General features: G+C 33.0%; 9 protein-coding genes. 3 read left to right on the forward strand and 6 right to left on the reverse strand.

Going from position 1 to position 13,293, the window contains the following annotated elements; all coding sequences use genetic code 11:
* Nucleotides 1-235 precede the first annotated feature (235 nt).
* Nucleotides 236-1,177, forward strand: a complete 942-nt coding sequence (locus tag H0I26_RS05035; protein WP_218701290.1) for a hypothetical protein — start codon at nt 236-238, stop codon at nt 1,175-1,177.
* A 368-nt stretch (nt 1,178-1,545) separates the two neighbouring features.
* Here H0I26_RS05035 and H0I26_RS05040 read toward each other — a convergent pair whose 3' ends face one another.
* From H0I26_RS05040 to H0I26_RS05055, 4 genes are all read right to left on the reverse strand, one after another.
* Nucleotides 1,546-2,403: a flagellar motor protein MotB gene (locus tag H0I26_RS05040; protein ID WP_218701291.1), complete on the reverse strand. Its 858-nt coding sequence runs from the start codon at nt 2,401-2,403 to the stop codon at nt 1,546-1,548.
* 64 nt (nt 2,404-2,467) lie between these two features.
* Nucleotides 2,468-3,196 (reverse strand): DUF6503 family protein, encoded by a 729-nt coding sequence (locus H0I26_RS05045; RefSeq protein WP_218701292.1) that lies wholly within the window; start codon nt 3,194-3,196, stop codon nt 2,468-2,470.
* 136 nt (nt 3,197-3,332) lie between these two features.
* Complete coding sequence (locus H0I26_RS05050) at nt 3,333-5,618, reverse strand: inorganic phosphate transporter (RefSeq protein WP_218701293.1); 2,286 nt, start codon at nt 5,616-5,618, stop codon at nt 3,333-3,335.
* Nucleotides 5,619-5,695: 77 nt separating this feature from the next.
* Entirely contained in the window at nt 5,696-6,898 is a 1,203-nt protein-coding gene (locus tag H0I26_RS05055; protein ID WP_218701294.1) for a porin, read from the reverse strand.
* 397 nt (nt 6,899-7,295) lie between these two features.
* Between H0I26_RS05055 and H0I26_RS05060 the strand changes: the two genes are divergently transcribed.
* On the forward strand, nt 7,296-7,655 hold the full coding sequence (locus H0I26_RS05060) for a toxin-antitoxin system YwqK family antitoxin (RefSeq protein ID WP_218701295.1): 360 nt from the start codon (nt 7,296-7,298) through the stop codon (nt 7,653-7,655).
* A 58-nt stretch (nt 7,656-7,713) separates the two neighbouring features.
* Here H0I26_RS05060 and H0I26_RS05065 read toward each other — a convergent pair whose 3' ends face one another.
* Nucleotides 7,714-8,883 (reverse strand): multidrug transporter, encoded by a 1,170-nt coding sequence (locus tag H0I26_RS05065; RefSeq protein ID WP_218701296.1) that lies wholly within the window; start codon nt 8,881-8,883, stop codon nt 7,714-7,716.
* Between the two features lie 42 nt (nt 8,884-8,925).
* Complete coding sequence (locus H0I26_RS05070; protein WP_218701297.1) at nt 8,926-11,730, reverse strand: TonB-dependent receptor; 2,805 nt, start codon at nt 11,728-11,730, stop codon at nt 8,926-8,928.
* 202 nt (nt 11,731-11,932) lie between these two features.
* Between H0I26_RS05070 and H0I26_RS05075 the strand changes: the two genes are divergently transcribed.
* Complete coding sequence (locus H0I26_RS05075; RefSeq protein WP_218701298.1) at nt 11,933-13,276, forward strand: deoxyguanosinetriphosphate triphosphohydrolase; 1,344 nt, start codon at nt 11,933-11,935, stop codon at nt 13,274-13,276.
* Nucleotides 13,277-13,293 lie beyond the last annotated feature (17 nt).

A 13,293-nucleotide genomic window follows, 5' to 3' on the forward strand; every position in this document is an offset into this window, starting at 1 on the left:
ACTTTTTTAAAATTTGGCGTCGGACCCGATTTTTAAATTAGTAATAGAAATTGAGATAACCTCATCTCCTATTTATTTTCCAAAGAAACAAAATTAGATTCTTCTTACCAAGTTAAATATTTCTATAAACCCAAAATCATCTCTTAGATAGCATAATATATGTGTTTAAGTCGATGAAATAGTTATTAACTAATTCTAGAGCTTATTAACAACTAGAATTATAAAAAAGTAGAATATGTATAATTTTGTAATTTATAGAGTGGCACTCTTAAATAAAGCCAAAGAAGAGCAAGTATTAAGTCGTTTTAATGGAGAAACTGATTTTTTGAAAATTTGTAATCAATTTTATAGTGCTTATCAGAAGCGGAATGCTGTTTATTTCGATAAACAAGGGAAGAAAAGAGCTTTTTCAATAACTTCGAATATTGAATGTAATGACAAGGAAAGGAGTGTATTTGCCTATTTAGATTCAGCTTATAGTGGTGAAAGTTTAGAAATACGAAGTCCATTAAATAGGTTAAACTATAGCGTTAGTAAAGAGGAGCTTCAGAGTAGAAAAGTGTTTTCATGCATCCATATTCCAGAAGGCTCAAAATTTGGGTATATAGTGTTTGAAAGTAAGGCGAATCATGGTGTAAAAGTGATTTTTGAAAGACAATTACAAAAATTTTTAAATGAATCTGGTTTTCAGGATTTTAGAGTACAAATAACACCTGGACTAAATTTTAATCATTTATCGAATATGATTGATAAAGGGACGCTTAAAAAAGTAAGATTGATTAATTATAAATACACAGAAGGTAGTCAATATAGTTTATGGAATGTTAAATCAGGTAATCAACATACTGAAGAATGGAAATCTACAAGTAAAACAAACAATGATGTTACTAAACATGAGTTAGGTCACTTATTTTTCTCAAATGTCAATAAGATTGAGAAGATTTCTTTTTTGGATGAATATCTAGTTGACGAAATTGCTTTTGAGATATGTCATAATGGCTCCTCTAAAACGTTTTATATCAAAGATAAATCTAAAATGAGATCTAATATTGATGTCTCTAAAAGGTTAAGTTTTGAAGGTGGGCAACCGACTTATTTGTCCCTGAAACGGGCGGCTTTGGATTTGATTGATGAAATGTTGGATAACAATCGTTTAAGTTTAAGTGAAGCAGCTTAATCTAAAAAAGCATCCAGAAATGGATGCTTTTTTTATTTAGGAAGGTTACAATACATTATAGCGCTAAGTAGTCATGTAGTCTTAATGAAAACGGTTAGTACAATTATATTGGGCTGTTTTGTGCACTCGGATTGAATAGTTAGCCTTTCTAGGTCTGACTTTGTTCTATTGCATAACACCGCCAATAATAGGCTTACCATTTAGATTGACGTTACTGTATGTTGTAAGTCATAATAACATTAGGTGCTTAGGTATCTAGTCCTTTTTGTTATCGATTACACTATAGCGTTGCTAGGGTGGGTTTCGAATCTTTTTAAAACAAAAAAAGCATCCATTTCTGGATGCTCTTGATATAAACTATTTTTCAGTTATTCTTGCTTTGATCCCATTAAAGCAAAAAACTTGTCAATATTTGGTAATAAAACGATACGTGTACGTCTGTTTCTAGAACGTCCTTCTTTAGTATCATTATCCGTAAGCGGTTGGTAGCTACTTCTTCCAGATGCAATTAATTTTTCTGGAGCAACATCAAACTCTTTTTGAAGCTTTCTAACGACAGAAGTTGCACGTAATACACTTAAGTCCCAGTTGTCAGTTACTTTTGCTGTACTTATTGTTCTAGCATCTGTATGACCTTCTATCATAACATCAATACTTGGCTCTGAATTGATAACATCAGCAAGTTTTTGTAAGATTTTGTCAGCTTTGTTGCTTATTCTATAACTTCCACTGTTAAATAACATTTTGTCAGAAATTGAAATCATAACAACAGTTTCATCAATACTGATTGCTATATCATCACTTTCGTCTAAATCTGTAGTATCTACAAAACGTTTTAAATTTAGTGATAAAGCAAGGTTCATAGAGTCTTCAAGAGTGGTGTAATATTGCATCACATCAGGACTTACTTTGCTTAAAGTTTCGCGCATCTCAACTTTCATTTTTTCAGAAACGACAGCTTTGTTACCAACTGCATCAAACTTAGTGTGATTTTCTTCTGTTAAAACACCTACTTCATCAGTAAGGTTGTTGATTTTTGAATTATACTCAGTTACTCTAGCTTCAATTTGCGAAAATTTAGTCTGTAAGTCTTCATTTTCGACTTGAGTCTTTTGTAATTGACTAGCTAATTCAGATTTTTGTTCTTCAAGTGCAACATATTTCTTTTTTGATACACAAGATGTAAGTAAAACTGCGGTAATTAGTACTATTGATATTTTTCTCATAAAGTAATTAATTTATTTAGTTACTGTATTTACGTCAATTAATATTATTTGGATGTTTTATATGTCATTTTTTTAAAATATCGGTACCTAAATACGTGTTGTTTTTGTTGTAGTACCAAGCACGTTGTTTAGGAATCAGTATGTTACTGACTTCTTCAGTTTCTGACAACAAAATATATTCTCCAGTGTCAGTTTTGAGCTTTCCGTTTGAATCGGTCTTGAAAAACTGATACACTTCCATCGCGTAGGTTTTAGGATTAAAATAAAAAAACCAGACATCACTACCTACACTTATATCATAAGATACTTGTAGTACTAAATATGATTGTCCTTTAAATTTTTTCAGTTCTACTTTTTGCTTTATAATCGTTCCTTCGTCTTTTAGCTTCATTGGTAAACCATAAAGATAGGTGTAGTAGTTTTTGTATAGGTTAGCTCTGTCACAGTTTAAATTATTTGCTTGAGTAATTGTGTCTGGTAGTTTTGATTGTCCATTAAAAACAACCTTACAGGTGTCTTTTAAAACTGTATACTCTGTAATTGTAGTGTCTTTTGTTGTTTTAAGATAGAAGGTCTCTTTTGGTAAATTGATAATAATTTGGCTATCTCTATTTGGACTTTTAGGGGTTTCCATAGTGACTAATAATGTGTCATTAAAGGTGTTCCAATTGTTGTAAGGATCATGATGGCTAATCGCTTTGTGTAATAAGTCATCACCGGTGATGGTTTGTGCAGATATGATATTAAAGCTAGTTAGTATAAGTAATAATAAGGTAAGATGTAATTGTTTCATGATTAATTAATTAAGGACTAAAAATACAAAAGAAACTATAGGTCGGTTTATTTTAATTAGGAGTGTTAGTTGATTTAAAACAAAAAACCATCAGTAAGACTGATGGTTTTTTATAGGTAATATAATTTTTAATTTATTACGATTCTTCAATAGAAGCTGGTGTTACAGAGCTATCATGTGCGTTATGATATTCTTCTAGAAGATTCATTGTTGCACTTAATAAATCTTTAGTTTCTGATAATAAATTAAAGTATAATGTGGTGTTTTTTGGACTAGATTCTTCTGTTCTAGTGCGTTCTACTTGTTTTAGTATTTTAGAAGATACAAGTTCCATGATTTCTTTTTTTCTTCCTAAGATGTCTCCAATTTGCTCGAAAGAACCAGAATTAAATGCATTTTGTACATTGTTAAATAAAAGGTCAAAACGACTATCAATTTCTTTTAACTCTTTAATTTGACTGAATTTTAGCTTCTTGTGATTGTTGTTCACATGCTTATGACTCATTTTAGTGATGTAGTCTAAAGATTGTGTCATATCTTGAAGATATCCTAATATGTTGATGTAAAAATTACTCGCGTTTAAACTAGATTCGTCTAAATTTTTAATAAAATAGAAGATATTATCTCTAAGTGAATCTACTTCATCAGATAATTTAATGACTTGTTTTTTATTCTTCTTTAAAAGCACGCTGTCTTGTTTGGCTAAACCGTTGATAGCATTGGTGTAAATTTTGTTTCCTCTTTTTACAACATTGGCAATATTTTTTGCACTTTCGTGAATGACACCTTGAACAGAGCTACTCTCTGAATCTGTTAAACTATCTTCTGCTATAGTCTTATTAGACGATTCTTTATGCGCTAAAAAGTTTCTTACTAATAAAATAGCGGTTAATAATAATAAGATTGGAGCCATTACTTTCGGATTCCAGTTTATTAAAAATACAACTGTTCCTGCAGCAAAAAAGGCTCCAAAAGCAGTTCCAAACCAACCACCAATAACATTTAGTACACCAGCAACTCTGTATACAGCACTTTCACGACCCCAAGCACGATCGGCAAAAGATGTCCCCATAGCGACCATAAAAGTCACATACGTTGTAGATAAAGGTAATTTCATAGAAGTCGCAACAGAGATTAATACTCCAGCAACCATTAAGTTTACAGAGGCTCTAATCATATCAAAAGCTGGTAGGTCTTTGCTTTGTGATTTTGTTAGGGCTTTTCCTGTTGGCTTTTCAAAACTTCTTCCTATTTTTTCTTGTGTAGATTTTGGTATAATAGCACTAAAATAATCTGATAGCGCAGAGGTTCCTTTAACGATACCTCTTGATAGCATGTTTGGTTCAAATTTTTCGTGTGTATCACCTTGGCTGGATAGGCTTAGTTCTGTTTCAGCAACCGTTTTTGCCTTTTTAGAAAACCATAAGGTTAGTACCATGATGGCCCCAGCAATAAATAGTAATAATGGCTCGGCTGGTACTTTCTTATCTAGTACAGCCATTGAGAAATCTGCAGGTAATGTTCCAAAAGTAGAAAAAGCATGTTGCATGGCTTCAAAAGAATGGTAGGCAGCCATAGGGACACCAATAAAGTTAACTAAGTCATTTCCTGAAAAGGCTAATGCTAGTCCAAATGTACCGACTGCAATTACAATGATAAGGACACTTTTATTAGTTAGTTTTTGGAAGGCATAAGAAAATAATGTCCATAGCACTATACTGGCGAGTATAATGTAAAGTTCGTTACCATCAATGACACCACTTATATTCTTATAGTATGGTGTTCCTTTTAATCCTTTTAGGAAGATAAAATAGGTTATGGCAGCTAATGAGACACCACCAAATATAGCACCAAAGTATTTTGATTTATTTTCGTATTGAAACGTAAATATTAAACGCGAGACCCATTGCACTAAAGCTCCAATGGTAAACGCTATAAAAACAGACATGACTATACCTGATATTATTTCTATGGCTTTTTCCGTGTTTATATACTTGCCTAAATCCGCAAAAGTTTGACTGTCTGATGCGCTAATTTTAATTAAAGACATCACTACAGCTGCACCTAATAAGTTAAATACAATAGATACTGTTGTCGATGTTGGTAAACCTAAAGTGTTAAAAAAGTCTAATAGTAAAATATCGGTAATCATAACAGCCATGAAGATGTACATAATCTCTTCAAAGTTAAACATGGTCGGTACAAAAATTCCTTTTCTTGCAACTTCCATCATTCCGCTTGAAAACACGGCTCCAATAAAAATACCTAAACTCGCCACTATCATGATAGTACGCATAGAAATGGCTTTGGAGCCAATAGCAGAGTTTAAGAAGTTGATAGCATCATTACTGACTCCAACAACAATATCAACTACCGCTAATACGATGATGGCAATCAACATAAATAAATAAATATTATCCATAAGTTTTAATTAAAATAAGTTTGCAAATATCTTTACTGTTTTCGATTGCAATGTTATGACAATGTTATGTTTTTTACTTAAAAATGGATATCAAATCCAAGTCTAAAGGTAATATTATCTTCGCTACCATTGACTGTTGTGTAGCTTAAATCTGTTTGTACTTTTAATTTATGTCCTACTATATATTTAGAACCACCTAAGGTGTATTGTTTTGTGGGAAGACTTCCTGTGATATCTTTATACGTTAAAGAGGTAAAACGACCGGCTATTTCATAATTAGTTTTAAATAAGTACCCTGCTTGAAAATTTACGGCGTGTCCTGTTAAAACTATATCTCCTGTTGGGGTGATACCATCACTATTTATTGCGATAGGTTGATCAGCATCTCTTTGTGCATATTCGCCCATAAAAGAAAAACCTTTGTATTTAAACATGGCATCTGCAAATAGTGTGGTGACGTTAGTTTCATATAATGTACCATCGCTTTTAAACATGTAGTCGCCTAAACCACTGCGTTCTCTAACAGCATTTTGGTTGTAGTTGTAAGTAAACCCAACCATTAATTTAGGGCTTACTTCCCGTTTTAAATCTGCTTGAACATAATCGCCTTTAGACTTAAAGTTCCCTAGAGGTAAAAATTCTAATCGTCCAGTGTATTGTAAACCACCTTCGTTACCTTCAGAAACGTTGCGACCTTCTCCTTGAGAAATGGCTATTTTTTCACGCATCAAAAACCCTCCTCCTAAATTAGATTTATGTCTAAGTTGGAGACCTAAATCGCGATCAAGATTAAAACGACTGTTTAGTAATGAACGGTCTATAAGTTGAAGGTTTGCAGAGGACACTACACGTTCTACGTTTCCTGGTAATTTTGTTTGTCCCGCCCAGAGTTCAAAATTTTCTGCAAAATGCCACATGACAACAGCATCGAGAATAATTCGAGGGGTGTTTCTATTAAAGTCATTAGCACCAGAAATATCTCTGTTGGATAATCCTAACTCTATTTTGTATTTTAATTTTGGATTGTATGCAAAACCATCAAATTTTAGACGTGCGCGACGGACTATAAAATTGTGTTCTGGGTTAGTGTACTGCGAACCGTCATGATCCCAGGAAGATACCGATCTAACTTGAAAACGAGGCGCGAATCTGACGCTAAAAGAACTGTCTTTTGCAGTAAAGTTAATTAAACCTTTGCCAAAAGAGGTGTCACTAATTTCTTGGGCATTTACAGAGAATGTGATGCACAGTAAAAGTGCAATACTTAGAGTAAGTTTCATGTAATCGTTTATTAGTTTTTGTCGCTGCAAATAACTAAAACTGATGTTAACTTAATGTTTCCTAAATATTATTGTTTTATGATTTTTTTAACAAAAAAAGACTGCTTCGGCCAAAAGCAGTCCCACTAGAAATCATAATAATGTAGTCGACAAAAACTAATAGATTATATGATATACTAATTGTGTTGTCTTAAGACAGTAACAAATATGGTGATGTAAAGTGATTTTAATATTATGCTAATATTATCTAATTATTAAGGATTTTGATTGCGGATAAATAATCTAAAAGACTGTATAATAACCGATTAAAAAGTCAATGTTAATTTAATGTTATGTAAATGTTGCATAATTGTTATCTAATCTGTATCTTTGAGATATAATGTTAAAACCCATAATTATGAAGAAATCAATTTTAGTTTCAATTGCTTTTTTATTTACTGTGGTTTCTTTTGCTCAAAACAAAAGAGATTTAAAGCTTAATGAAAACACTAATTTAATAGACGTTGTTTATTATCACGACAATGGAGCTGTAAGCCAAACAGGTGCTTATACTACAGATGGTAAATTGCAAGGTGAATGGTTAAGTTTTGATGCAGAAGGCAAAAAACAAGTTTCAGCAAATTATGATAATGGTAAAAAAGTCGGCAAGTGGTTCTTTTGGAATGATACCACTCTTAAAGAAGTAGATTATAGTAATAATAAAATTGCTAATGTTAGCGAGTGGGAAGTTAAAAACTCAGTAGCAACCAGGAATTAGATTATTAAACAAAAAAAAAGCCTTGCAATTGCAAGGCTTTTTTTTTGTTATTTTGGTTTTAGTTGATTGTCCAAACTGCTCCCCAAGTAGTGTAGTCAGTACCAGTAGCCGTGCCTTCTCCTGTAAAAAAGTCAGCATCTGTAAATGATACGGTTGTGTCGTTTTTGACTTTATCTGTTACGTCTACAAAAGTAACTCCAGTTACTTGTAGATCGTCACTTACAACACCGTTACCAGTATCTAAATCGTCTAAGTCAAAACCTTCACCGTATCCAGTAATCATAATATTACTAAATATACCTTGTGTTCCAGCTCTTAATCTTACCGCTTCAGAAGAGTTAGCAGATCCTGCTCCAACAATAGTTACATTGTTTACTGTTGGCTTAGAGAATATACCCGTTGCATTACTAAAATCTGTATTGTAACCATCTGCTTCAATCGCTTTATCATCAGAAGCTCTGTTTGAGATATACACGTTGTTTAAAGTTCCAGAGAAACCTTCTGTCCAGTCTACAGAATCATCTTCTGCATTGATAACTGAAATGTAACTAGCGTTAACTGTACCTCCGAAAAACTCGATACCATCATCTTTTCCAGCGTAAGCTTGAATGTAATTTACAGACGTTGCATTTCCAACACCGTAAAAAGAAAATCCATTATTTTCAGATTGTCCATCAGCAGCACCACCAGAATACTCTACACGTACATAACTTAAAGAACCAGAATTATCATTGGCAGTATTACCACCATAAGGTAAACTAGCAATTTCTGAAGTAGCCGTGTTTGTTCCTGTAACAGAATTTATTGGTGCTTTACCTAATAAAATTAATCCACCCCAATCTCCAGCAGCAGGACTTGAAGCGTCAGAAGTAAATACTATAGGGCAATCTGCAGTACCATTTGCTATTATTTTAGCACCTTGAGATATTGCGATGTAGACATCAGCTCCAGAAGATAATGCCTTAATAGTCATGCAAGGAGGAATCGTTAATGTTGTACCACTAGTCATAATTAAAGACCCATTAAGTTTATACGTATTGTTTGCATCTAAAGTTAAGTCTTCAGTATACGTACCAGATAAGAAAATAGTAGCAGGGTCTGTTGTGCCTCCTCCAGAGGTGTTGTTTGTTACGCTATTGTCATTGATTACAATATCAGACGTGTCGTCTGTAGAGCATGAGAATACCATAGATACTAATGCTAAGCCTAAAATTATTTGTTTTTTCATTGTTTTTTGTTTTAGTTGTATTTTTTAATTTTGTTTAGTTTATTAAAATTTATATTTAAGTTGTAATCCTATATTTAGTCCTCTTTTATAATCCGTTACTCCTTTGCCGTTAGCTGAAACAACCAAAACTTCTCCTTGGTTTTGATCTTCTCTTACGTATTGTATTGTTGGGTTTAGTAAGTTTTTAGCACTAAAGTTGATTTCAAAATTATCACCGATGGTGTTTTTCCAGATGAAGTCTAATGTTGGAACGCTTTTTTCAACAATGTTTCCTAGATCTCCAGATCCTAAAGCGTCGATTCTGTCTGAGAAATAAGAGAATACTAAGTTTGCAACAGGTTTGTAGTTGTCAAAAACTGGAGAGTAGCTGATATCTGTATTTAAAATAAATGGAGAAGCACCTTGTAATTCGTCTTCCGTTTTATTAAAAGCTAGATCAAATGTTCCATCTATAGTTGTATATAAATCTTGTTGTGTGTGCATGTAAGTCGCATTAACACCAAAAGATAGATTAGTGTTATCGTTGTCATCGACTAAGATATTTTTTCTTAATTCGACTTCGACACCATATACTGTTGCTTTGTCACCTGTTCTTACATAGCGTTGTGTTCCTGTCGCATCTCCTACAACGACTAAGTTAATTGGGTCTTCAATCTGTTTTGTAAATGCCCCTAGAGATAAGACTTCACTTCGGCTAAAAAACCATTCGTATTTTAAGTCTAAGTTTAAAACATTAGAATAACCAAGAACATCTGGATTCCCTCCAATACGTGTGGATACATCTTCGTATACAAATGGTGCTATTTCTTTAAACTCAGGAGTCGAAACCGTTTTACTTGCTGAGAATCTAAGATTTTGATCTTCGGTTAGGCTGTATTTGATGTTAATGCTTGGTAGTACAAAAGTCTCTTTAGATGTTTTAGAGTCTTCTCCGTTATTACCTAAGTTAATAACATTGTAATCGATACTTTGTTCAAAGCTTTCTAATCTTACGCCAGGTACAAATAGCCATTTTTCTCCAACTTTAATTTCTGCGTCAACATAACCTGCGTAAATATTTAACGCTCCGTTATAGGTGTTTTCATTAAGTCCAGGTCTGTTGGTGTTAGATAATGTAGGGTATGGTTTTAAAACTTTGATTTCATATAATCCAGAATCACCAGTATTTAAATTTAAGTTGCTTAAGTTAAATACTGAGTCGAAGTTATTGACATCTGTAATTTGATAACCATTTTCCACAATATCGTAACCATATCTGACATTATTAAATTGTCTTGTTTTATTACGACCATTATATCCAAAGTTTAATTTTAGATTATCATTAAGTGTATAAGCTAGATTTACGCGTCCATTATATTCATCGTCCTCAATTTTTTGGAAGTAGCGTTGGTTATCAAAAACCACATTACTGTAAAATGTTGGGTTTGTTGTTGGATCGTTGTCTAAAGCATAATCGTAGTTTTCTACACTAAAACGTTTTCTGTCTGGTTGGTCAGAGAATACTTTGTTGTAGCCAACCCCCCAGTCTAACTCAAAATCGCCAGATTTGTGGTTTCCTATTAATTGGTTTACAAACATTTTTGTTTGGTCAAACTGTATATTTTGTTGGTAAAATCCTTTGTCAGTATTAAGAATAGCATCTCTGTTTCTACCGTTTCCGTCTGTACCAAAATAACCGACTTCGTCTGAAGAGCTGTTAATGAATATAGAGTTAAAACTTAAACGGTTGTCGCTATCTATCTTATAATTTAAGTTAGCCATAGCAGTTGTGGTTGTAGAGTATTCATATTCCTCTGCAGCTTCAAATGCTTTTTTCTCTACAGTCGAAAAATCTACAGATTTACCTTCTCTATATTCGTAATTATTTTCAAAACCTCCAGTTAAGAAGAAACTTAACTTAGATCCATTTTCAAAATTGATAGAACTACCTCCTGAGGCACCATAAGACACATTAATAGGGGTGTCTACACTTACTGGATCCACACCATGCGATAAAACAATAGCAAAAGGATTGTGTTCTCCTCTTCCATAAAATCCGAAGTAACCAGTACCTTCGCTTCTGACAAAATTTTTGTCAATAGCGTTAGTGTTTATACCTGTGCCAGAAAAAGCCTCTGCAAAAGATCCGCCTTTATGTTCTTTAGATGAAATATCTACATTACCTGCAGCGAAATCTCCATAAAATTGAGAGGCGTAAGCTTTGCTTATTGATACATTTTGAATAACGTCTGACGAAAATAAATTTAAATCAATATTCTTTTTGTTAACATCGTTAGATGGCAATGATAGACCATTCATGGTAGTATTTAAGTATCTGTCACCAAGCCCACGGACATATACATTACTAGAACCTTCTTGTTTAGAGACCCCAGATATTTTTGCAACCGCACCAGCAGCATCGCTGACCCCTTTTCTTGATAACTCTTCAGCTCCGATGATTTGTTTGATTTCTACTGCTTTTTTTTGTTCTAATAAAAGTGCCGTTTCACTTTCTCGTTTTGTTGTTACAGTTTCAAGTATAACTTCGTCTAAAGCGGCAGCACTAGCACTCATAATGACATTGATTTCTGTCACTTTGTTCGCTTGCACAGTTGCAGAGATCGTTTGTGTTTCGTAACCAACAAAACTAAACTCGACATTATACGTTCCTGGATTTAGGTCTGAGAATGTATATTGACCAGCATTGTCGGATGTTGTGCCTTTAGTGGTTCCTTTTAGTAATATGTTAGCATAAGCTAAAGATTCGTTGTTAAACTCTTTGTCTGTTAGAGTTCCAGAGATAGAACCTGTTTGAGCGAAAGTAATTGCGCTGAATAGAGTAAAAAATAGGTATGTAAGTTTTTTCATTTTGACTATTAAAATTCTTGATGCAAAGAAACCTCCATATTGTAAAGTCAAGGTTAACTAGAGATTAATAGTTGGTGACTAAAAAGTTAGCTAAAGGTTATCGGATAAGTTGAATTTTTGTGTTTGCAAAACATTAAGTTAACATTAGCAATTGCTTTTGGTTATCTTACAAATAGTTATCTTGCATTTCAAAATTTTGATTATGAATTGGGAACAGTTACTCTCTTTAAAACGCTTTGGCGATACTAATAAAAGATTAAGAAAAGAAGAAGATGAAACACGTCTAGGGTTTGAAGTTGATTATGATCGTGTTATCTTTTCTTCGGAGTTTAGAAGTCTACAGGACAAAACGCAAGTAATACCATTATCTAATACCGATTTTGTACATACTAGATTAACACACAGTTTAGAGGTTAGCGTTGTTGGACGCTCTTTAGGGAGAAAAGTAGGTCAGAAGATTTTAGAAAAGCACCCACAACTTCAAAACATTCATGGTTATTTACCAAATGACTTTGGTGCTATTGTAGCATCTGCTGCCTTGGCACATGATATTGGTAATCCGCCTTTTGGACATTCTGGCGAAAAAGCTATTGGCGAATTTTTTATTTCAGGAGAAGGACAACATTATAAAGAGCAGTTAACAGATAAGGAGTATCAGGATCTTTGCGATTTTGAAGGTAATGCCAATGGTTTTAAAATAGTGACACAGAGCAGAGCAGGACGTGAAGGTGGTCTGAGATTGACGTATGCAACATTAGGTGCTTTTACAAAGTATCCTAAAGAGTCCTTGCCTAAAAAACCAACAAAACATATAGCAGATAAGAAATATGGTTTTTTTCAAACAGAAAAAGAAGCTTTTAAAGATGTCGCAGAAGAATTAGGTTTGGTTAAGCGAGGTGATGGAGACGATATTAGTTTTTCTCGTCATCCATTAGCTTTTTTAGTTGAAGCTGCGGATGATATATGTTATACAATAATAGACTTTGAAGATGGGATTAACTTAGGGCTGATTCAAGAAGAATATGCTTTAGAGTATCTTATTAATTTAGTTAGACATTCAATTAATACTGAAAAATATCATAAACTTACTAATACAAAAGACAGAGTAAGTTACTTGAGGGCCTTAGCAATTAATACCTTAATTAATGAAGCGGTGTCTATTTTTATGGATAATGAAGAGGTTATTTTAAATGGGGAGTTTAGTATTGGTCTTTTAGATAAGAGTAAGTATGAAGCTCAAATTAATGATATTATCAAATTAAGTATTGATAAGGTGTATCAATCTAAAGATGTCGTAGATAAAGAAATTGCAGGGTATCAAATTTTAAATACTTTATTACAAACATATAGTAAGGCTGTGAATAATAATTATACTGGTAAGGTTTCTAATTACGATAAACTGATATTGAGGGGATTACCTTCGACTTCAGATTTTAATACAGATAGGCTATATGTTAGGTTACTTAATGTTTGTCATTTTGTGTCATTGATGAGTGATAGTCAGGCTATTATAGAATATAAGAAAATCAAAGGTTTTAGTTTATGATAGGTTTATAGCTGTAA

It is taken from the genome of Olleya sp. HaHaR_3_96 (genome assembly GCF_019278545.1).
In the GTDB taxonomy this organism is placed as follows: Bacteria; Bacteroidota; Bacteroidia; order Flavobacteriales; family Flavobacteriaceae; genus Olleya.